16 protein-coding genes are annotated in these 21466 nt (G+C 71.2%); 3 read left to right on the top strand and 13 right to left on the bottom strand.

From position 1 onward, the window contains the following. Window positions 1–169: 169 nt before the first annotated feature. A complete protein-coding gene (locus ACFQVC_RS15235; RefSeq protein ID WP_381830919.1) occupies window positions 170–1273 on the top strand; it encodes a M48 family metallopeptidase in 1104 nt (367 codons plus the stop codon). A 13-nt stretch (window positions 1274–1286) separates the two neighbouring features. On the opposite strand, the gene ACFQVC_RS15230 is transcribed toward ACFQVC_RS15235, so the two are convergent. From ACFQVC_RS15230 to proB, 5 genes are all read right to left on the bottom strand, one after another. Then, on the bottom strand, window positions 1287–2375 hold the full coding sequence (locus ACFQVC_RS15230) for an SCO2583 family membrane protein (protein WP_381830918.1): 1089 nt from the start codon (window positions 2373–2375) through the stop codon (window positions 1287–1289). Between the two features lie 98 nt (window positions 2376–2473). Beyond that, window positions 2474–3073 (bottom strand): SCO2584 family spore wall biosynthesis protein, encoded by a 600-nt coding sequence (locus ACFQVC_RS15225; RefSeq protein ID WP_465270594.1) that lies wholly within the window; start codon window positions 3071–3073, stop codon window positions 2474–2476. Window positions 3074–3143: 70 nt separating this feature from the next. Beyond that, window positions 3144–4448: a glutamate-5-semialdehyde dehydrogenase gene (locus tag ACFQVC_RS15220; RefSeq protein WP_381830917.1), complete on the bottom strand. Its 1305-nt coding sequence runs from the start codon at window positions 4446–4448 to the stop codon at window positions 3144–3146. A gap of 299 nt (window positions 4449–4747) precedes the next feature. Beyond that, window positions 4748–5209 (bottom strand): hypothetical protein, encoded by a 462-nt coding sequence (locus ACFQVC_RS15215; RefSeq protein WP_381830916.1) that lies wholly within the window; start codon window positions 5207–5209, stop codon window positions 4748–4750. A 292-nt stretch (window positions 5210–5501) separates the two neighbouring features. Next, window positions 5502–6608: a glutamate 5-kinase gene (gene proB / locus ACFQVC_RS15210; protein WP_381830915.1), complete on the bottom strand. Its 1107-nt coding sequence runs from the start codon at window positions 6606–6608 to the stop codon at window positions 5502–5504. 281 nt (window positions 6609–6889) lie between these two features. Here proB and ACFQVC_RS15205 point away from each other — a divergent pair, with 281 nt between their 5' ends. Then, a complete protein-coding gene (locus tag ACFQVC_RS15205) occupies window positions 6890–8068 on the top strand; it encodes an acyltransferase family protein (protein ID WP_381830914.1) in 1179 nt (392 codons plus the stop codon). Between the two features lie 151 nt (window positions 8069–8219). Beyond that, entirely contained in the window at window positions 8220–10319 is a 2100-nt protein-coding gene (locus ACFQVC_RS15200) for a hypothetical protein (protein WP_381830913.1), read from the top strand. Between the two features lie 252 nt (window positions 10320–10571). On the opposite strand, the gene obgE is transcribed toward ACFQVC_RS15200, so the two are convergent. The 8 genes from obgE to ACFQVC_RS15160 form a co-directional block, all read right to left on the bottom strand. After that, window positions 10572–12011: a GTPase ObgE gene (gene obgE, locus ACFQVC_RS15195; RefSeq protein ID WP_381830912.1), complete on the bottom strand. Its 1440-nt coding sequence runs from the start codon at window positions 12009–12011 to the stop codon at window positions 10572–10574. 157 nt (window positions 12012–12168) lie between these two features. Then, on the bottom strand, window positions 12169–12423 hold the full coding sequence (gene rpmA, locus ACFQVC_RS15190; RefSeq protein WP_381830911.1) for a 50S ribosomal protein L27: 255 nt from the start codon (window positions 12421–12423) through the stop codon (window positions 12169–12171). Window positions 12424–12437: 14 nt separating this feature from the next. Then, the gene (gene rplU, locus ACFQVC_RS15185; protein ID WP_381830910.1) at window positions 12438–12758 is read right to left on the bottom strand and encodes a 50S ribosomal protein L21; all 321 of its coding nucleotides are present in this window, start codon (window positions 12756–12758) and stop codon (window positions 12438–12440) included. 205 nt (window positions 12759–12963) lie between these two features. Next, window positions 12964–14307, bottom strand: a complete 1344-nt coding sequence (locus tag ACFQVC_RS15180; protein WP_381831061.1) for a phospholipase D-like domain-containing protein — start codon at window positions 14305–14307, stop codon at window positions 12964–12966. A gap of 200 nt (window positions 14308–14507) precedes the next feature. Beyond that, on the bottom strand, window positions 14508–18665 hold the full coding sequence (locus ACFQVC_RS15175) for a ribonuclease E/G (RefSeq protein ID WP_381830909.1): 4158 nt from the start codon (window positions 18663–18665) through the stop codon (window positions 14508–14510). Window positions 18666–18904: 239 nt separating this feature from the next. After that, window positions 18905–19696, bottom strand: a complete 792-nt coding sequence (locus tag ACFQVC_RS15170) for a TIGR03936 family radical SAM-associated protein (protein ID WP_381830908.1) — start codon at window positions 19694–19696, stop codon at window positions 18905–18907. A 48-nt stretch (window positions 19697–19744) separates the two neighbouring features. Beyond that, entirely contained in the window at window positions 19745–20854 is a 1110-nt protein-coding gene (locus tag ACFQVC_RS15165; RefSeq protein ID WP_381830907.1) for a hypothetical protein, read from the bottom strand. Window positions 20855–20908: 54 nt separating this feature from the next. After that, window positions 20909–21457, bottom strand: a complete 549-nt coding sequence (locus ACFQVC_RS15160; RefSeq protein ID WP_381830906.1) for a GNAT family N-acetyltransferase — start codon at window positions 21455–21457, stop codon at window positions 20909–20911. Between the last annotated feature and the right edge of the window lie 9 nt (window positions 21458–21466).

The following is a 21466-nucleotide window of genomic DNA, read 5'->3' as shown; positions in this document are numbered from 1 at the left end:
GATCACCACGCATCCGGAGCCGACCCCGCGCGCCCGGAACTGAACCGCATAGGCTGGACGTTCTCGGGGGGCGGGAACAGCCGCGGACACAGCGGGACCGGTGCGCGGACATCGCAGGACCAGCGGACGACGCGATCCGTGGGACCACTCGCAGCCACATGGGGGCCACATGACCGAAAACGGAAGCCACGAGAATCTGCCCGGCCGCCAGCGCCGGCGTTTTCCCGGGATCTCATCGCGGGCGTACGAACACCCGGCGGACCGCTCGGCTCTGGTGGCCCTGCGCAAGCTCAGCGGCTTCGACACCGTCTTCAAGGCTCTCAGCGGCCTGCTGCCCGAGCGCAGCCTGCGTCTGCTGTTCCTGTCGGACTCGGTGCGCGTGAGCGACGCCCAGTTCGCCCATCTCAACACCATGCTGCGGGACGCCTGTTACATCCTGGACCTGGAGAAGGTCCCCCCGATGTACGTGACACAGGACCCGAAGCCGAACGCCATGTGCATCGGTCTCGACGAGCCGATCATCGTGGTGACCACGGGCCTGGTGGAGCTTCTCGACGAGGAGGAGATGCGCGCCGTCGTCGGGCACGAGGTGGGCCACGCCCTCTCCGGCCACGCGGTGTACCGCACGATCCTGCTCTTCCTCACCAACCTCGCCCTGAAGGTCGCGTGGATCCCGCTCGGCAATGTCGCGATCATGGCGATCGTCACGGCGCTGCGCGAGTGGTTCCGCAAGTCCGAGCTCTCCGCCGACCGCGCGGGCCTGCTCGTCGGCCAGGATCTGCAGGCCTCGATGCGCGGCCTGATGAAGATCGCCGGCGGTAACCACCTGCACGAGATGAACGTGGACGCGTTCCTGGAGCAGGCCGAGGAGTACGAGGCGGGCGGCGACCTGCGCGACTCGGTCCTCAAGATCCTCAATATTCTGCCGCGTTCGCACCCCTTCACCACGGTCCGTGCGGCCGAGCTGAAGAAGTGGTCCGAGTCCCGCGACTACCAGCGGATCATGGACGGCCATTACCCGAAGCGCGAGGAGGACAAGGACACCTCGGTCTCCGACTCCTTCCGCCAGTCCGCGTCCAACTACGCAAGTGACATACGTGATTCCAAGGACCCGCTCATGAAGCTGGTCTCGGACATCGCGGGCGGCGCGGGCGACCTGGGCGGCAAGCTGCGGGGCAAGTTCACCGGCGGCGGAAGCACCCCCAGGGACGGCGGGAGCACCCCCGGAGGCGACGGCAGTGACGACAACGGCCCCGCGGGCACCGGGAGTTAGACCCGCGGCGGCATCAGGCCCGCGGGGACGGCTGTGCGGACGCCGCCAGGGACCCGCACAGCGCCGTCACTCCCCCGGTCGCGTACGGATCGGTGCCCGCGGGCCCGCCCGCCTTCGCCGTCTCTCCGGCGTGCAGCGGCCGCAGCCGGGACGCCGAGTCCGCGCCGCAGGCCAGCGGTCCGGCCTGGAGGTAGGAGACAAGCACCTCGGCCTGGTGGCGCTGCAGATCCTCGCGGTCGAAGCGGAAGTGCAGCTCGCGCCGGACGGTGAACAGGGAGACCCGTTCGCCGTCGCCGCCGCCCACCGGCCGCAGCGCATAGACGAAGGTGTGGTCGGAGGTCACCTCAAGGGTGTCGGGGCCCGCCTCGGCGGCGTGCAGCGTGCCCTGGACCCGTACTTTGTGATCAGCGAGGGCGCTCTTCGTCGGGTCGAAGCGCACCAGCCAGCCGGTGGCCGCATGCCGCCCGTCGGCCAGGGGCCGGTCGAAGCTCCGGTCGAACTGCTCGAGTTGCTCCGGATCGAGCAGGATCCGCACCGGCCGTACGGCGTCCCCGGTGAGCACGCCCGGGTCGAGCGAGGACTCGACGAGATAGTCCTTGGCGGTGGTCAGGGCGGTCATCACCTGGCTGTCGGAGAAGTGCGGGGTGCGCCGCACGGCGGGCAGCGTGATTCCGGCGGCCCCGGACTTGAACTGCGCGGCGGGGCTGCGCTCGTAGAGGTCGGCGGCCTTTTTCGCCCCCGGCACCGGGCCCTGCGGCACCAGCGGAATGACCGTCATCCGCAGCGGCTCAGCGGGCCGCGCCGGCGGCGGCGGAGCAGGGTGGCGTACGCCCATGTAGATCGCGGTTCCGAAGGCCACGGCGATCAGCACGACCAGGATCAGACCTTGCCGGGGAAGGGACTTGGCGGTCGCACCGACGGGGCGTCCGGAGCGGCGGCGCACGGCCGGGGCGTGCTCACCGAGGCGCTCGCGCGCGGAGAACTCCTCGAGCCGCGCAGCACGGACGAACGACTCGTCGAAGACGACGGATCGGTACTCTTCCTCTCCACCACCGGGGACGCCTTCGGGTGTGCCCTCAGGTGGGTCTCCAGGCCCGGCCATACTTTCAGGGTAGGTCTCCGGAGCCGAAGGTAAACGCCCTGGTACACGTCAACTTCTCGGGGACACGGAGAAGTTGGCGCCGGCGGCCGCAGACCGTCTCAGGGAGTGCGCGGCTGCACCGAAACCGGTGGCGCGGAGTAATCGGCCGACGCCGAGGGCCCCGTGTCCACACCGGTCGTCGCGGGCGGCGGCACCTGGTCCTGGCGCCCCGACGAGGCGCCGCGGTAGACGGCGGTGAAGGCGAGGGCGACCATGCCTATGCCCATCAGGAGGGCCAGCATCCAGGCGACGGGCCGGTGCCACCGGCCCTGGCCTCGGCGCCCGCCCAGTTCCTCCGCGGCCCGCGGGTCATAGAGGTCGTAGGGGCCGGGTTCATGGCCGGATTCGCCGTATCCGTCCGGGCTACGGTCGTGTCCGGCCGGGTGGGTGCCCGGACCTTCGTACGCGTCGTAGAAGTCGTCGAGATCGTCATCCGGCCCCTTGCGGCGGGCGCGGCCGCGGTGCTGCTCGGTCTCCGCGCGCGCCTCGGCGGCGGCGAGGAGCCGCTCCACCGCGGTGGGCTCATGGATCTCCGCGGCCCGCACGAAGTCCTCGTCGAAGACCACGGAGGCGAACTCTTCGTCCGCGCCCCCGCGGTCGTGGTCGTCGTCGGGCTCCCAGCCGTCGGGAAACGGCGAACCCCCCACGTCCTCCGGCACGAATCCAGAGTAGACCTGGGGGGTCAGTTTGGGCAGAGAGTAAGGGAATTCGACCGACGCCGCGTGCGCCTCAGCAGCTCCGGCGGCCACCGTCCCTGATGTGCCCGTCGCCCGTCACGATGTACTTGGTCGAGGTCAGCTCGGGCAGCCCCATCGGGCCGCGGGCGTGCAGCTTCTGGGTGGAGATCCCGATCTCGGCGCCGAAGCCGAACTGCCCGCCGTCCGTGAACCGCGTGGAGGCGTTCACGGCGACCGTGGTGGAGTCCACGAGCTGGGTGAAGCGGCGCGCGGCCTGCTGCGAGGTCGTCACGATCGCCTCGGTGTGGCCCGAGGTCCACAGCCGGATGTGCTCCACGGCCTTGTCGAGGGAGTCGACGACGGCGGCCGCGATGTCGTACGAGAGGTACTCGGTCTCCCAGTCCTCCGGTGTCGCCGCCACGACGGTGGCCTTGGAGTCCTCGGCGTACGCCTGCACCCGCTCGTCGGCGTGCACGGTGACCCCGGCCTCGGCGAGGGCGTCGAGGGCGCGCGGCAGGAACTCCGCGGCGATGTCCTGGTGCACGAGCAGCGTCTCGGCGGCGTTGCACACGCTGGGGCGCTGCGCCTTGGAGTTGACCAGGATGTCGACGGCCATGTCGAGGTCGGCCTGCGCGTCCACGTACACATGGCAGTTGCCCGTGCCGGTCTCGATCACCGGGACCGTGGACTCCTCGACGACGGTACGGATCAGGGAGGCGCCGCCGCGCGGGATCAGCACGTCCACCAGGCCGCGGGCACGCATCAACTCCCGTACGGAGTCACGGGATTCACCGGGCACCAGCTGCACGGCGTCGGCCGGGAGGCCGGCACCGCCCACGGCGTCACGCAGGACGCGTACGAGTGCGGTGTTGGAGTGGTACGCGGAGGACGAGCCGCGCAGGAGCACCGCGTTACCGGACTTCAGGCACAGGGCGGCGGCGTCCACGGTGACATTGGGCCGGGCCTCGTAGATGATCCCGACGACGCCGAGCGGGACGCGTACCTGACGGAGATCGATCCCGTTGGGCAGCGTCGAGCCGCGCACCACCTCGCCGACCGGGTCGGGCAGGGCCACCACGTCGCGCACGTCGGATGCGATGGCCTTGACGCGCTCGGGGGTGAGCGTGAGGCGGTCGACGATCGACTCGCTGGTGCCGGCTTCGCGGGCCTTGGCGATGTCCTGCGCGTTGGCCTCGACGATCTCCTTCGTCCGCACTTCGAGTGCGTCCGCGATGGCGAGCAGCGCGTCGTCCTTCGTGGCCCGTGGCAGCGGCGCGATATCGGCGGCCGCGGCACGGGCGCGATAGGCGGCCTGGGCGACCGGGGTCATGTCGGCGTACGGGGAGAGCGAGGTCATGCTCGCAGGGTAGCCGGGGCGCGGCGGCCGTCCAGCGGGTATTCCGCACTGCGAGACATGGGGCGGGACGGCGGCCGGCCGCACGGTCGGCGGGGCAGCCGCGCCGGGGTCCTGTCAGGCATACGGTCAGGCGTCCGGTCAGCCGTCGGGGGCGTCGCCCTCCCCTGTGACACCTGGACTCATGGCACCCGGACTCATGGCACCCGGTTCTGTTGCCGTGACGCCCGGACTTATGGCGCCTGGTTCTGTTCCCGTGACGTCCGGGACAAGACGGCTTGAAACGACCGTTGTGACGGGACTCAAAAAGGGTGTACGCCCACGGGTGCGGCCGGCGGCGGGCCATAGCCTTCCGCGATGCGCTGGTGGTAGGTGTCCCGGTCGATCACTTCCAGGCCGACGATCTCCCACGGCGGCAGCTGCGCGCTCTGCCGGTGCTCGCCCCACAGGCGCAGGGCGACCGCGGCGGCGTCGTGCAGATCGCGGGCCTCTTCCCAGTAGCGGATCTCCGCGTGATCGCCTGCGTACCGGCTGGTCAGCAGAAAGGGGTGATCGTGGGCGAGCTGTTCGAGGGCTCGCCTGATGTCCGGCAGCGGGGCCGCGGAGCCCGAGACGCTCAGGGTGACGTGCCAGAGGCGTGGTTCGTCGGGATCCTTGGTGTGGTCCATCTGCCCGTCCGGCTCCGCATGGCTGTCCCCCGCCGTGACACTCATCAGGGTCCGCTCCCCATGCCGGGACGCCGTCCCAGGGCGCGCTCGTCTCACCAGCGGCCTCCTGCTCTGCCTTCGTCGTGCGGACCTCTGCCCCGCAACACCTGGCCCGCAACAAAGTTGACCAGTCCACAGGGCTCCGCGTGGCGTTTTTACGGAAGGTCCCTCAGTCAGGGCAGGGCATTTCGGCCGGATTTTCGGGGCGGAGCATCAGATTCAGCCGTACGGAACGACCGGATCATCCCGTGAGCTGCACAGAGCGACCGAATTGCCCGGTTCGGCAGTCGGTCGTGCAGGGCGACCGCCCCGTACCCCTCGGTCGTGCAGGGCGACCGCCCCGTACCCCTCAGTCGTGCAGGACCACCAGATCGTCCCGGTGCACGACCTCGCGTTCATACGCGGGCCCCAGCTCCTTGGCGAGCTCCCGCGTGGAGCGGCCGATCAGCTGCGGGATCTCCTTGGCGTCGAAGTTCACGAGCCCGCGGGCGACCGGGCGCCCGTCGGTGTCCCGCAGCTCCACCGGGTCACCGGCGCTGAACTCACCCTCGACCGCCTTGATCCCGGCGGGCAGCAGCGAGGTGCGCCGCTCGGTGACCGCGCGCACCGCCCCCTCGTCCAGGGTCAGCGCACCCTGCGGCGTCGAGGCGTGCTGCAGCCACAGGAGGCGGTCGGCGGAACGGCGCCCGGTGCTGTGGAAGTGGGTGCCGGTGGGGCGCCCCGCGAGCGCGTCGGCGGCGTGCACCGCGGAGGTGAGGACCACGGGGATACCGGCCGCGGCGGCGATCCGCGCGGCCTCGACCTTGGTGACCATGCCGCCGGTGCCGACACCCGCCTTGCCCGCGCTGCCGATCTGGACGTGCGCTATGTCGGCGGGGCCGCGCACCTCCTCGATCCGTGAGCTGCCCGGCTTGGCCGGATCACCGTCGTACAGGCCGTCCACGTCGGAGAGCAGGACGAGCAGGTCGGCGTGGACGAGATGGGCTACGAGGGCGGCGAGCCGGTCGTTGTCGCCGAAGCGGATCTCGTCGGTGGCCACCGTGTCGTTCTCGTTGACGACCGGCAGCGCGCCCATGGCGAGCAGCTGGTCGAGGGTGCGCGAGGCGTTGCGGTGATGGGCGCGACGGGCCATGTCGTCGCTGGTGAGCAGCACCTGTCCGACGCGTACGCCATAACGCGCGAGAGAGGCCGTGTAGCGGGCCACGAGCAGCCCCTGCCCGACGCTGGCCGCGGCCTGCTGGCGGGCCAGATCACGGGGGCGGCGGCGCAGACCGAGGGGCGCGAGCCCGGCCGCGATGGCGCCGGAGGAGACCAGGACGATCTCCTTCTCGCCGCCGCTGCGGGCCTTGGCGAGAACGTCGACGAGGGCGTCCACGCGGTCCGCGTCCAGACCGCCCGATGCGGTGGTGAGCGACGAGGAGCCGACCTTGACGACGATGCGGCGGGCCTCCGCCACACCCTTCCTGCTTGCGCCTGACACGTCCGTCCCCTGAAGTGCGCCCCGACCGATGCGGCCTGAATCTTCGACTTACCGGTCCAGGATCCTCGGCCTGCCCGGTCCTGAATCCGCGACAACCTCGACATCCTCGACCTGCTGGTCCTGCAATCTACGTGAGTCCGCCGCCGGCCCGCCTCCGCGTTTCGAGGGGCGGGATGTGCGGAGCGGGACTTTCGGCCCGCCAGGTCCAGGACTTTCGGCGGGCGTGGGCCACAGGCTCCGTACGTAGGGTCCCCCGTGTGACGTCCCCCGGCCGCGACCCCTTCTTCGACAACGCCAAGTTCCTGCTGATCGTCCTTGTGGTCTGCGGGCACAGCTGGTCGCCGCTGGAGTCGGACATTCCGGCGGTACGTGCGGTGTACACCGTCGTCTATCTCTTCCACATGCCGGCGTTCATCCTGATCTGCGGCTACTTCTCGCGGAGCTTCCGGGGCAGCCCCGCGCAGCTGCGGGCGCTCGCCACCAAGGTCCTGGTGCCGTATCTGCTGTTCCAGACCGCGTACCAGGCCCTCGACCTGTGGATCTCGGGCGGCCACTTCAAGATCCACCCGACGGAGCCGACCTACGTCCTGTGGTTTCTGCTCGCCCTGTGCCTGTGGCGGCTCACCGCGCCGCTGTGGCAGGCGGTGCGGTTCCCCGTCGCCCTCGCGGTCCTGGTCTCCCTCGCCGCCGGCACCACGACCATGAGCTACGACCTGGCGCTGCCGCGGGTGCTGATGTTCCTGCCGTGGTTCGTCCTGGGCCTGCGGCTGCGCCCCGAGCACTTCGGGCTGCTGCGCACCGCGGGCGTCCGCCGCACGGCGCCCTTCGTGTTCGTCGCCGCGCTGGTGGGCGCGTATCTGCTGGCTCCGGGGATCAACCCGGACTGGTTCAACATGCAGTACGGCTACATGGACCTGGACAGCAGCCTGCCCGGCTACCTCGGGATGCGGCTCCTGCTCTTCGTGCTCTCCGCCGTCCTCGTCGCCGCCTTCTTCGCCCTGGTGCCGGGCCGGCATACCCGGTTCACCGCACTCGGGGCCGTCACGATGTTCCCGTTCCTGGCGCACGGACTGGTGATCCAGACCTGCGAGGCCCTCGACCTCGATGTGCTCGTCGGCCGCCTCGGCGCCTGGGCCGCCCCGGCACTCGCCGTGTTCGGGCTCACGCTGGCACTCGTCCTGTCCGGCAAGCCGGTACGTGTGCTGCTGCGGCCACTGGTCGAGCCCGAGTTCCCGCGCTGGCTGCTGCCGCGCGAGCCGGAGGGGCCCGAGCAGCGCGAGCGGACCGGGCGGACGGAGCGGACCGGGCGGACGGAGCGGACCGAGCAGACCGAGCGAACGGCGGCCGCCTCCGACCACGGCAGGGCCTCCGACCGCGACGAGGGCCACGACCACACCGAAGCCCCCGTCAAGGCCGGACGACAGAACGCCCCCTGAGGTTCATTGGCTTTGCCCCGGTATCCGGTGATTGATGTCACGGAAGATTGCTAGGGCGGCACTGATAGTCATACGGTCAGGGGTCAGCCTTCCCCACGAGGCTCTTTTCTGTCGCATCCCCCCCTCATCCGAACTGCCAGGAGCCCAGCCCGTGCCCTCCGCCGGACTCGCCCCCCGCCGCATCGTGCAGCTGACAGCGCTGCTCTCGATGTTTGCGCTCTTCACGGCACAGCTCGCCAGCGCCCTGCTGCCGAACCTGCCGGTCTTCGTCATCGCCAGCGCCGGCGGACTGGCCCTCGACACCTACCTGCAGTACAAGCAGCCCGGTCTGCTCTCGCTGCTCAGCAAGATCCGCTTCGACGTGACGGTGCGCCAGCTCCTGCGCGACATGCTGATCGTGGTCGGCCTGCTGCGGCTGCCCGGCATCAACCCGCTGAAGGAGCAGGCGCCGCTCACCATCGCGCTGCTCGCCTTCTACGTTCTGCACTTCACCTGCCAGGCGCTCGCCGTCCTGGTCCGGCGCACCCGCCAGCTGCCGATCGTCACGCGCAACATAGACGCCTCGGCACTGCGCCTGAGCGCCGCGCCGCCGCGCATCCTGTCCCGCCGCCAGGCCCACCGCCTCCTGGTCTTCTCGGCCCCGGCCACCGCGGGCCTGCTCGGCTCGGCGATCAGCACGACCGTGTACCCGGGCGCCATCGGCGTCGGCGTCTCCCTCGCCCTCATGGCGGGCGGCACCTTCTACCTCGCCACCTGGCTGCTGCCGAAGAACCGCGCGGCGAACGACGCCAAGGTCATCGAGTGGCTCGGCAAGTGGCTCGACGACTACCAGCCGACCGTCGCCATGTACTTCTCCGGCGGCACCACCTCCGCGTACCAGGCGAACATGTGGCTCTCCACCCTCGCCAAGGTCGACGGCAAGCCGCTGATCGTGCTGCGCGAGCGGTTCATGGTGCAGAAGATCGACGCCACCGACGTGCCCATCCTGTGCGTCCCCAAGGTCGCGAACATGTTCGCCCTGGAGAACTCGACGCTGAAGATGATGCTGCACCCGGCCAACGCGGCGAAGACCTCGCAGGTGCTGCGCATCCCGACGCTCAAGCACGCCTTCATCAACCACGGCGAGAGCGACAAGCTCTCCTCCTGCAACCCCTACGCCAAGGCCTACGACGAGGTCTGGGTCGCAGGACCCGCCGCCCGCGACCGCTACCAGCTCGCGGACATCGGCGTCGAGGACAAGGACGTCGTGGAGGTGGGCCGCCCGCAGCTGTCCCCGATCCGCCGCTACGACGACCAGGCGGCCGCGGGCAAGCGCGAATACACGACCGTCCTGTACGCCCCCACCTGGGAGGGCTGGGACGGCAACCCCGGCAATACGTCGGTGGTCCTCGCCGGTGAGAACATCGTGCGCGAGCTGCTCGCCGACCCCAAGGTCCGGCTGCTCTACAAGCCGCACCCGATGACCGGCTCCCAGGACCCCCGCGCGGGCCTCGCCAACGAGCGCATCAAGGCGATGATCCGCGAGGCCAACACCAAGCGCTCCGGCGCCCGGCCCGGCCCCGAGGCCGCCCAGGAACTCGCCCTGCGCACCGCCGAGTTGGACCGGCTCACCTCCACGTCGTTCCGCACCAGCGCCGACGAGATGGAGCGGATGCTGCTGCAGAGCGCCCCCGACGGTGACCGCGAAGCGGCGGTGGCCGCGGCGACGGCGGCCTGGGACACGGCGTACTGGGACTCCTTCCCCGAGTGGGAGCACCAGATCATCACCTCCGCCCGCCCGCCGATCTTCTCCTGCTTCAACCAGGCCGAGCTGCTGATCAGCGATGTCTCCTCGGTCGTCTCGGACTGGCTGAGCAGCGAGAAGCCGTACGCCGTCGCCAACACCTCCGGCCTGTCCGAGACGGAGTTCAAGGCCGGCTTCCCGACGGTGCGCGCGGCCACGATCCTCGCCCCCGAGGCGGACGGTGTCGCCGCGCTCCTCGAGTCGGTCCGCCACCCGGAGAAGGACCGCTTCGCCGAGGCCCGTGCCGAGCTCAAGGAACATCTGCTCGGCCCCTCGGACCCGCCGTCCATCGACCGCTTCAACGCCGCGATCGGCGCCCTGTGCGCCAAGGTGGATGCCCGACGTCTGCGCATGGAGTCCCGCCTCGCCTCCGAGATCCCGTCCCAGCGCACGGGCGACGAGGCAGCGGAGCACGCGGCGGAGGAGATGGAGTCGGACCCGAACGGCGCGGAGGAAGTCACCGCGTGAGCGGTACGCGAACTGCGTGAGCGGTAGGCGAGAAGGGGCCCGGGACATGATGTCCCGGGCCCCTTCTTCGTCTGCGAGCCTGTCCGGTTTCGGTACTTGAGCCTGTCCGCTTTCGGTACCTGAGGCCCGTCCGGTTTCGATATTTGAGCCCGCCCGGCGATTGAGGACGAGCCCGAAGGGCGATCGACGGCGCCCCTGGTCACGGGAAAGGGGGCACCGTCACGGCGCCCCCTCCCAGTACAACCGAACCGGCTAGAACGGCTTGAACTCGTCGAACTCCTCGTCCGCCTCGTCCCGTTCCGCCTGCTTGTCGCGGCGGCGCACCGCCGCGGGGCGCGGGGCCTCGAAGCGGTGGTCCTCGCCACGGCGGCCCAGCATCTCCGCGCCGGAGGCCATCGTCGGCTCCCAGTCGAAGACGACCGCGTTCTCCTCGGGGCCGATGGCGACACCGTCGCCCGAGCGGGCACCGGCCTTCATCAACTCCGTCTCCACACCGAGGCGGTTGAGGCGGTCGGCGAGATAGCCCACGGCCTCGTCGTTGTTGAAGTCGGTCTGCCGCACCCAGCGCTCCGGCTTCTCGCCGCGCACCCGGAAGAGACCGTCCTCTTCCTGTACGACCGTGAACCCGGCGTCGTCCACGGCCTTGGGCCGGATGACGATCCGGGTCGCCTCCTCCTTGGGCTTGGCGGCCCGGGCGCCGGCGACCAGCTCGGCAAGCGCGAAGGACAGCTCCTTGAGCCCGGTGTGCGCGACCGCGGACACCTCGAAGACGCGGTAGCCGCGCTCCTCCAGATCCGGGCGGACCATCTCGGCGAGGTCCTTGCCGTCGGGTACGTCGATCTTGTTGAGGACGACGAGCCGCGGCCGGTTCTCCAGGCCCGCGCCGTACTCCCGCAGCTCCGCCTCGATGATGTCGAGGTCGGAGACGGGGTCACGGTCCGACTCGAGCGTCGCCGTGTCCAGGACGTGCACGAGCACGCTGCACCGCTCGACATGGCGCAGGAACTCAAGGCCCAGGCCCTTGCCCTGGCTGGCGCCGGGGATCAGACCGGGCACGTCGGCGATGGTGTAGACGGTCGAACCGGCCGTCACCACACCGAGGTTGGGCACCAGGGTCGTGAACGGATAGTCGGCGATCTTCGGCTTGGCGGCGGAGAGCACCGAGATCAGCGAGGACTTGCCGGCGCTGGGGTAGCCGACGAGCGCGACATCCGCGACCGTCTTCAGCTCCAGGACGACATCCCGCAGATCACCGGGGACACCGAGCAGCGCGAAGCCGGGGGCCTTGCGGCGGGCCGAGGCGAGGGCCGCGTTGCCGAGGCCGCCGCGGCCGCCCTGTGCGGCGACGAAGGTGGTGCCCTGGCCGACCAGGTCGGCGAGCACATTGCCCTGCTTGTCGAGGACGACCGTGCCGTCGGGGACGGGCAGGACCAGGTCCTCGCCGTCCTTGCCCGAGCGGTTGCCGCCCTCGCCGGGCTTGCCGTTGGTCGCCTTGCGGTGCGGCGAGTGGTGGTAGTCGAGCAGCGTCGTCACCGACTGGTCGACGACCAGGATGACATCGCCGCCACGGCCGCCGTTGCCGCCGTCGGGACCGCCGAGCGGTTTGAACTTCTCACGGTGGACGGAGGCACAGCCGTGGCCCCCGCTACCCGCGGCGACATGCAGCTCGACGCGGTCCACGAAGGTGGTCATGGTTCGGTGCCTCCAGAAGCAAGGGGAAATTTCTCAGCGGTGCCGCACCCGATACGGAACAGCGGTGCTGCATCTATTCAAAACACGCGAAAGGCGGACCCGCTTCCCGTACGGGAAGTGAGGTCCGCCTCGCGAAAAGTACCGGTCAGGAAGCCGTTCAGGCGACCGGGACGATGTTCACGACCTTGCGGCCACGGTGGGTACCGAACTCCACCGCACCGGCGGTCAGCGCGAACAGCGTGTCGTCCTTGCCGCGGCCGACGGAGTTGCCCGGGTGGAAGTGGGTGCCGCGCTGGCGGACCAGGATCTCACCGGCGTTCACGACCTGACCGCCGAAGCGCTTCACGCCGAGCCGCTGAGCATTGGAATCGCGACCGTTCCGAGTGGACGATGCGCCCTTCTTGTGTGCCATCTCTCCTCAGTCCCTTACTTCGCAGCCGTGGGGATCTCAGTGACCTTGATCGCCGTGTACTGCTGGCGGTGGCCCTGACGACGGCGGTAGCCGGTCTTGTTCTTGTAGCGAAGGATGTCGATCTTCGCGCCCTTGTGGTGGTCCACGACCTCGGCCTGGACCTTGATGCCGGCCAGAACCCACGGGTCGCTGGTCACGGACTCGCCGTCGACGAGCAGCAGGGTCGAGAGCTCGACCGTGTCGCCAACCTGGGCAGTAGAAAGCTTGTCAACCTCAACGATGTCACCGACAGCAACCTTGTGCTGGCGGCCACCGCTGCGCACGATGGCGTACACGCGGATCTCTCCTCCGACTCGAAACGGGACCCCCGCAGTCCAGCCGCTCGCACAAGACGCTCGGCCTCTCCCGGGCGTGAGCCGCAGGAGGCTCCCGGGAATCCGGGAGGAAAAAGGTTTACAGGGGTGGGACGTGCCGATGGACACGCCGACGCTCAAGGTTACGGGGCCCACCCGGAAGGGTCAAACCGGCCCCGTACCGTGCTCAGCGGGTCGGCTTCTCACCGTCCGGCGGCAGCGGCTTCACGCCCTTGCACAGGTTCGTGGCGTCGGCGCTCCCCGGCCAGGCCACCGTCCGCAGCCGGTCGAAGTGCGTCCGGTACACATCGTGCACCGCGTCGTCGTCGACCTTCACTATCGCCTCGTCGTTCTCGCGCAGGGCGGGCGCGGTGTAGTTCCCCGAGCCGGTGAAGGAGACCTTGTTCCGCTTGCCGTCGTAGACGCCGTCGATGAGCACGTACTTGTTGTGCACGATGTACGGCGTGGTGAGCTTCTGGCCGGGGTTCAGCGGGTCCCGGTCGTCGTTGTAGCAGCGCACCGAGGGGCCGCCGGAGGTGTGCAGCGTCTCCCAGGTGCCCTTCGTGCCGCCCTGGCTGGCGGCGCTGTCGGTCTCGGCGTACGTCACGTACACCGAGCAGCCCGACTTCTTCAGGGCGACCAGCTTGTCCGCGATCTCCTGCCGGGTCAGCTTGAAGATCCCGACCCGCACCTTGGTGCGCTGGGTGACCCCGGCCGCGTCCTTGTAGGTGCACTTCACGTTGTTGAGCACCGAGTACACGGTGTCGGTGTCGTTCGTCGTGCCGGCCCGCGGGAAGAAGTACGCCTTGTAGAGGCCGTTGCTCACGGTGCGGTAGCGCCAGTTCCGCCAGTCCTTCGCGATCATGTCGTCGAAGTAGCCCGCGTACGCGTCGTACAGCGTGGGGTTGTCCGGCAGCAGCAGCGCGTCGTTGAAGAACTTGGTGTGCGCGGACGGCGTGGAGTTGGAGGTGGTCTGCACGACCACGTCCCGGGCGCCCTCGACCTCCGAGAACAGCCAGAACTTGTTGTGCATGATCGACTTCCCGAACTTCGGGTCGCCGAGACAGGACCTGCCGGCCGGGCACAGCGACACGAATGACGGCTTGGTGCGGTCGGTGCCGAGGGCGTTCTTGAGCGTGGCGTACGAGGTGTTCGTGGGCCGGTCGCTGACGCTGGTCTCGTCGAGCAGTATCTGTACGTTGACACCGCGGGCCTGCGCGTTCACCAGCGCGTTGACGACCGTGGCCTCCCAGACGTGATAGACCGCGACCTTGATCGTCGAACCGGGCAGCGCGGCGTCGGTCAGCTGCACGAGCCGGGTGCGTATCGCGTACTGCTGATCTGTGGTGCCGAGTGGATCGTTGAAGATCGGCCCCTCGGTCCAGGCCGGCGGCTCCACGGCGGCCGCGGCTCCCGCACCGCCCGCCAGCTGCACCCCGGCCGCCGACAACACCGTGGCGAGCGCCGCGGCCTGCCGGCCCCCGATCACCGGCTTTCCCGCACGGTGTCGACCCGTGCCTTTGAGACGCATACGCGCCACTGCCATTCCCTCCCCTGCCTCAGCCGGTCGTCTCCCCAACGCACAGCCGCGGTTCATTTGTGTGACGTATGAGTTTTACACAGAGTTGCGGCGCGGTTGTAGCGAGTCGCCACCATCGAGACAGACCGGAAATGCCGACGCCCCCGTGCAGAACCCTGCACGGGGGCGTCGAGGCGCTACGGCCGGGGCGGTCAGCCCTCGTCGGACGCGGCCGAGGCCGACACCGACGGCAGCGTCTGCTGCTCCGCCGCCGCGGTCTTCTTGGCCGACGCCTTCTTGGCCGTCGTCTTCTTCGCAGCCGTCTTCTTGGCGGCCGTCTTCTTCGTCGCGGCCTTCTTCGCGGTCGCCTTCTTCGCCGACTTCCGCGCGGCCTTCTTGGCCGGAGCCCCGTCCTCGGACGCGGCCTCGGCCTCGCCGTCGGACTTCGCCTCGTCCTTGGCCACCGACTTGGCCGCGGACTTGGCCTTCGCCCTGGACTTCGTCTTGGGCTCGTCCTTCGCCGCGTCCCCGGCCGGCGCCTCGGGCGCCTCCTTGGCCTCGGACTGCTCCGCCGATACGACCACGACGGCCGTGTCCTCGGAGGCGGTCGGCGCCGCGGCCTTGCGCACCGCACGGCGACGCGGCCGCGCGGGAGCGCTGGGCGCGGGCTCGGCCACGGGCCCGGTGGCCACCGGCTCGTCCGGCGCGACCGGGTCCTCGGCCTGGACCGGCGACTCGGCGGGCTCGGCCGCGGCGGCCGGAGCCGGAGCGGCAGGCGCCTCGTCCGCGACCTTCGGCGCACCGGCCGGAGCCGAGGCCTTACGGGTGGCCCGGCGGCGCGTACGGCCCTTGGGCGCGGCCTCCTCGCCACCACCGGTCTCCGGTGCCTCCTGCGCGGGTGCCTCGGCCTTGGCCGGCGCGGGCTCGGGCGCGGCCTCGGCCACGACCGGGGTCTCCGCCTCGGCCGCCGGCTTCGGGGAGCCGGACGGCGCCGACGCCTTGCGGGTCGCCCTGCGGCGTGAACGCCCACGGGTCGACGCGGCGGCCTCCGCCTCGGCGGCGCTGCTGTACAGCTCCTCGTCCGGCGCGAAGTCCGGCTCGGCGAGCTTCGCCGGAGCGGCGGCCTCGGCTGCGACCTCGGCCGCGGTCTCGGCCTCTTCCGGCTTGTCCTTGCCGGACGGCTCGGAGACCTGCTCGTGCGTGTGCTCGTGCTCGTGCCCGTCCTTGCGGCCGCCGCGCTTCTTGGAACGCTTGCCGCCGCCACCGCCGGAGGAGCCCGGCTGCTCCATGTGCACGATGACGCCACGGCCGTTGCAGTGCACGCAGGTCTCGGAGAAGGACTCCAGGAGCCCCTGTCCGACCCGCTTACGCGTCATCTGCACAAGGCCGAGCGAGGTGACCTCGGCGACCTGGTGCTTCGTACGGTCACGGCCCAGGCACTCGAGCAGACGGCGCATCACCAGGTCCCGGTTGGACTCCAGGACCATGTCGATGAAGTCGACGACGACGATGCCGCCCAGGTCACGCAGGCGCAGCTGGCGCACGATCTCCTCGGCCGCTTCGAGGTTGTTCCTCGTCACGGTCTCTTCGAGGTTGCCGCCCTGGCCGGTGAACTTGCCGGTGTTGACGTCGATCACGATCATCGCTTCGGTCTTGTCGATGACAAGAGAACCGCCGCTGGGCAGCCAGACCTTGCGGTCCAGGGCCTTCATCAGCTGCTCGTCGATGCGGTACGTCGCGAAGACATCGACCTCGGAGGTCCACCGCTGCAGCCGGTCGGCCAGGTCGGGCGCGACGTGCTGGACGTAGCCGTGGATGGTCTCCCAGGCCTCGTCACCGCTGACGACGACCTTGGAGAAGTCCTCGTTGAAGATGTCGCGCACGACGCGGACGGTCATGTCCGGCTCGCCGTAGAGCAGGCTCGGCGAACTGGTCGACGCCTGCTTCGACTTCTTCTGGATGTCCTCCCACTGCGCCTGCAGACGCTCGACGTCACGGCGCAGCTCGTCCTCGCTCGCGCCCTCGGCCGCGGTGCGCACGATGACGCCGGCGTCCTCGGGGACGATCTTCTTGAGGATGGTCTTCAGACGGGCCCGCTCGGTGTCGGGCAGCTTGCGGCTGATGCCGGTCATCGAGCCCTCGGGCACATACACGAGGTAGCGGCCCGGCAGCGACACCTGGCTGGTGAGGCGGGCGCCCTTGTGGCCGATGGGGTCCTTGGTGACCTGCACGAGCACCGACTGGCCCGACTTGAGCGCGGACTCGATACGGCGCGGGCCGTTGGCCATGCCGAGCGCCTCGAAGTTGACCTCGCCGGCGTACAGGACGGCGTTACGGCCCTTGCCGATGTCGATGAAGGCGGCCTCCATCGACGGCAGGACGTTCTGCACCTTGCCCAGGTAGACGTTGCCGACGTACGAGGTCGACTGCTCCTTGTTGACGTAGTGCTCGACGAGGATGTTGTCCTCGAGCACGCCGATCTGGGTGCGGTCGCCGTTCTGCCGGACGATCATCTCCCGGTTGACCGCCTCGCGGCGGGCCAGGAACTCGGCCTCGGTGATGATCGGCACCCGGCGGCGGCCCTGCTCGCGGCCCTCGCGGCGGCGCTGCTTCTTGGCCTCCAGACGGGTCGAGCCCTTGATGGACTGCACCTCGTCGGACGGCGTCGAGTCGTCGGCGGACTTCTTCGCGCGCGGCTCGCGCACCTTGACGACGGTGCGCTCCGGGTCGCCGTCGCCCGGCTCGGCCTCGTTGCCGCTGTCACCGGCACGACGGCGGCGACGGCGGCGGCGCCGGCTGCTGGCGGAGCCACCGGACTCGGAGCGCTCGTCCCGCTCGTCCTCGGCGTCCTCCTCCGTCTGCTCGGCGGTGTCCTCGGCGTCCTGCGCGGCCTGCTCGGCGGCGGTGTCGTCATCGCCATCGGCGGTGTCGTCGGCGCCGTCGGCGGAGTCGCCACGGCGGCGGCGACGGCCACCGCGGCGGCGGCGACGGCCCTGCCGGCCGCCCTGCTCGTCGGCGTCGTCACCGTCGGCGTCATCGGCGGACTCGGCGGCCTCGGCGGGCTCGGCGGGCTCGGCCTCCGCGGGCTCCTGCTTCGCCGGTGCCTCGGCGGCCGGGGCCGCGGGCTCGGCGGGCTCGCCACGGCGCCGACGACGGCGGCGCCCACCGGTGGCGGGCTCCTCCTCGGCAGCGGCGGGCTGCTCATCGGGGGTGTCGTCGGCGGCCTCGGCAGCGGCGGCGGCCGCGGCGCGCTCGGGCGTCTGGAACATCGGCTCGGTGAACACCGGGGCCTGGAACACGGCGACGGCGGGACGCTTCGGACGGCGGCCGCCCTCGTCCTCCTGCTCCTCCTCGCGGGCCTCGGCACCGGGGGCGGAGAAGATCGCCGCGGACTTGCGGGCGGCACGGCGGCGACCACGCTTGGGCGCCTCGGCAACGGCGGCCTCATCGGCGGGGGCGCTCTCGGCGGCGGCCTCGTCGGCCTGCGCGGGCGCCTCGGCGGCGGCGGTCACCTTACGGGTCGCACGACGGCGCGCACGCCCACGCGTCGCGTCCTCCTCGGCCTCGGCCTCGGCGGCGGGGGCCTCGGCAGCCGGGGCGGCGGGGGCCTCGGCGGGCTCATCGGCGGCCTGCGCGGGCGCCCCCGCGGGAGCGGTCGCCTTACGAGTGGCACGGCGACGTGCACGGGGCGCCTCGGCGGCGGGCTCTTCGGCGGCGGGCTCCGCAGCGACGGGCTCCGCGGCGGCGGCCGGAGCGGCCTGCTCCTGCTGCCGGACGGCGGCGGGGGCCTCTTCGGTGGTCTCGGCGTTCTTGGGGGCACCGGCGGGGGCGGTCGCCTTCCGCGTGGCGCGGCGACGGCTACGGCGCGGGGCCTCATCCGTGGCGGTTTCGGCGCCGGCGGTCACGGCCTCGGCATCCTGGGCGGCCACGGCGGCCGGCTCGTCGGCGGCGACCACGGTCTCCTCGACGGCGGTCTCCTCGACGGGCTTCGGCGCACCGGCGGGCGCGGACGCGCGACGCGTCGCCCGGCGCCGGGTGCGCGGCGCGGCGGTGGCCTGCTCGTCCTGCGCCTCGGCCGCCGCGGCGGCGGGCGCCCTGGTCACGGTGGCCTGTGCGGCACTCACGCCGGTGACCTCGGCCGCTGCGGCAGCGGCTTCATCGGCCTCTTCGGCGACAGCGGGGTCCGCGGCCGGTATGGCGACGGCCGCGCTCTCGGCGGCGTCGGTGGCGCTCTGTGCGGCCGATGCCGCGGGCGGCCCCGCGGGGCGGGAAGCGGCACGGCGCCGGCGGCGCGGCGGCAGCTTGTCGCCAGGGGCGTTGCTGTGATCCTCGGCTTCCCCGGTCACACCGGGTTCGTTCGGCTCGAGCATGCGGGCGGTTCTCCCGTCAGGCTCCCGGGCGCCGCGCCTGTGACCGGTGACGTCCGCGGCCGGCGCGCGATGCGCGGGGCCGCCGTCCGGGAGGCGCGGGCGCCGCACGGGAGCTCTCTTTGTCTGTCTCGCCGGTTCCGTACGCGATGTACGCACGGCCTGGCGAAAGTCTTGGTGGTTGTCGCGCGGCCCGACCCAGGTGGCTCCCGAGTGCAAGGGCTGCGCTGCGACGACCGTCCCTACGCGGAACCTTCCGGCACCTGCGTCGCCGCGGCGGCGGGTCCGGCGAGCCCCGAGCGATCGGCTGGGGCGGCCGTGACCGCCTCGCGGTCGGGCGCGAGCGGGTCGGTCACCGTGCCGGTCTCTTCATCGAATGGCCCCTGCGCCAGCCTGGTCACCGCTGCGGGGACCGGCGGCGCCAGGTCGGCCACAGCTCGGAGACCGGACAGGACGTCGTCGGGTCGAACGGCAGGCGTCACGTGCCGAACAACCAGCCGCAGTATCGCACAGGGCCCGTCCACCGGCCTATCAGCATGTGGACGGGAGGCCTGGAGATCTGCGACGGCGGCACGCGCGTCGAAGCTGCGCATGCCGTTCTTCGTGCGCCGCTCCACCTCGACGGAGTCGGCCGCGAGGAACGTCTCGGCGGCCTGTGCCGCGTCCTCCACCGTCACTCCATCGAGCCTCAGCTCCCACACGGAGGCCTGCAGCCGGTCGGCGAGACCGGAGACCCGGGCCTCGACCGCGTCGGTGATGTCGAGCCCGGTGGGCAGCGACTCGTCGAGCAGGTCCTTGAGCTTCGCGGGGTCACGGTGCTCGGTGAGGGCGATCTCCAGGTACTCGGCCTCGCTGCCCGTGCCGGTGGGTGCGGCATTGGCGTACGACACCTTGGGGTGCGGGGTGAAGCCCGCCGAGTACGCCATGGGGACCTCGGCGCGACGCAGTGCGCGCTCGAACGCGCGCTGGAAGTCGCGGTGGCTGGTGAACCGGAGGCGGCCGCGCTTGGTGTAGCGCAGTCGGATGCGCTGCACCGCCGGTGCGGGCGGCGGGCCTTCGGGCTGTCGCTTGCCCAGTGTCGTTCAGTCCTTCGTGAGCTTCGTGTATGCGGTCGTACTGCTACCTAGAGTACGTGCCACGGGCGGGCCCGGTTCCCCGCGGGGCGCGGCGAGCGGCATCGGCCCGGGCTCGGCGCGTGGTGCGCCGAAGAGGGCACGGCGCAGGTCGGCCCGTATCTGACGGGCGCTGTCGCGGGCCGTGGCCACGGCCTGGCGCACGGCCCCGGCGACCGGCCGCCACACGCCGTCGCGCACCACGTGCCCCAGGGGCGTCAGGACGTGCCGGTACGCCCAGCGCACCGGCTCCACGAAGATCCACCGGAAGACCCGCGCCAGGAACCGGCCGACGGCCCGCGACACATGACCGGCGATCCGCCACGCGTGCCCGAACGCGTCCCCGACCTCGCGCCCGACGACGGCCAGCGCACGCCCCACGGGAACGAGCACCCACCGCCACACGAAGACAGCCGGCACCACCACCAGCCACCGCCACACGAAGACAACCGGCACCACCACCAGCCACCGCCACACGAAGGCGACGGCGGCGCCCAGTCCGCGCAGTGCCCACGCGATTCCCGCACCGATGCCCCGCGCGGCCCAGGCGATGCCGTGCCCGAGCGGCGTGAGCACGTTCCGGTACACCCACTGCGCCGGCACCACGAGCAGCATCCGCCCGAGCCATGCGAGGGCGCTCCCGACGGGCCTGACCACGTACCGCCAGAACCCGACCCACGGCCAGACGAACAGCGCCATGGCGAGCCATCCGAGACCGGCACCCGCTCCCCTGGCGAGCAGGGCGAGGAAGTGTCCCGACGGCGTCAGCACGCGCGCGTAGAGCCACTGCGCGGGAAGGACGACGAGGGTGCGGCCGAGCCAGGCGATGCCGTGCCCGAGGGGCGTCAGGAGCCGGCGGTACGTCCACACGACCGGCACCACGAACAGTGTCCGGCCGAGCCACGCGAGGGCACGCCCGGCGGGCCGCAGCACGGTGCGGTCGAGGAACCGCCCGCAGACGACGAGGGCGTCCCACACCATCCGCACCGGCACGACGAGAACGAAGACCACGATCCGCACCGGAAGCCGGATCGCCGTCACCAGGCAGCCCTGCTCGGCCGACGGGGGCGGGGCGCTCATTTCCGGCTCCCTGGGCGGGGCACTCTTCTCCAGTTCCATATCTGCGACGACGCGTCAGGAGCCGCTCTGGATCCGCCCGGCGGGCACCCAGTACCGCAACTTCCCGTCGCGCTCGTCCTCCAGGACTCCCCCGCAGGCCTCGATCACCTTGCGGGAAGCGGTGTTGACGGTGTCGCAGGTGACGAGCGCGGGGTCGACGCCGAGCGTCCGGGCATACGGCAGCACGGCCCGCAGCATGGCGGTGGCGTGACCGCGGCGGCGGGCGGAGGGACGCACCCCGTAGCCGATGTGGCCGCCGAAGTCGCGCAGGTGCGGGGTCAGACGGTGACGTACCTGGATACGCCCGATGAACGTGTCACCGTCGACGTACCAGAACCAGCTCCCGGGCACGAAGCCCGACGGCCGCCGGCCGTCCTCCCGCTCCTCCTCGCGTACCGCCGCGACATACCGCGCGAAGCCCGCCGGCTCGTGCCAGCTCGCGCCGTACTCGGCGAGCTCACGGCTGCGCGTGTTGCCCGGGGACTCCTCCTCGGCGGCGTACTCCGCCATCGCCTCGAGGAACGAGGCGCGGAACCGGACGTCGGGCACGGTGAGCCGGGGCATCACGCCATT

The sequence above is a fragment of the Streptomyces monticola genome, from assembly GCF_042665355.1.
Lineage (GTDB): Bacteria > Actinomycetota > Actinomycetes > Streptomycetales > Streptomycetaceae > Streptomyces > Streptomyces monticola.
The sequence above is the reverse complement of the archived record's forward strand: the minus strand, read 5'-3'. Positions and strand labels throughout refer to the sequence as shown.

Excerpts from the sequence above, each read along its gene's own strand:
- ACFQVC_RS15235 (WP_381830919.1), top strand. The coding sequence starts at position 170 with ATGACCGAAAACGGAAGCCACGAGAATCTGCCCGGCCGCCAGCGCCGG.
- ACFQVC_RS15230 (WP_381830918.1), bottom strand. The coding sequence starts at position 2,375 with ATGGCCGGGCCTGGAGACCCACCTGAGGGCACACCCGAAGGCGTCCCC.
- ACFQVC_RS15220 (WP_381830917.1), bottom strand. The coding sequence starts at position 4,448 with ATGACCTCGCTCTCCCCGTACGCCGACATGACCCCGGTCGCCCAGGCC.
- obgE (WP_381830912.1), bottom strand. The coding sequence starts at position 12,011 with ATGACCACCTTCGTGGACCGCGTCGAGCTGCATGTCGCCGCGGGTAGC.
- rpmA (WP_381830911.1), bottom strand. The coding sequence starts at position 12,423 with ATGGCACACAAGAAGGGCGCATCGTCCACTCGGAACGGTCGCGATTCC.
- ACFQVC_RS15180 (WP_381831061.1), bottom strand. The coding sequence starts at position 14,307 with ATGCGTCTCAAAGGCACGGGTCGACACCGTGCGGGAAAGCCGGTGATC.
- ACFQVC_RS15175 (WP_381830909.1), bottom strand. The coding sequence starts at position 18,665 with ATGCTCGAGCCGAACGAACCCGGTGTGACCGGGGAAGCCGAGGATCAC.
- ACFQVC_RS15165 (WP_381830907.1), bottom strand. The coding sequence starts at position 20,854 with ATGAGCGCCCCGCCCCCGTCGGCCGAGCAGGGCTGCCTGGTGACGGCG.
- ACFQVC_RS15160 (WP_381830906.1), bottom strand. The coding sequence starts at position 21,457 with ATGCCCCGGCTCACCGTGCCCGACGTCCGGTTCCGCGCCTCGTTCCTC.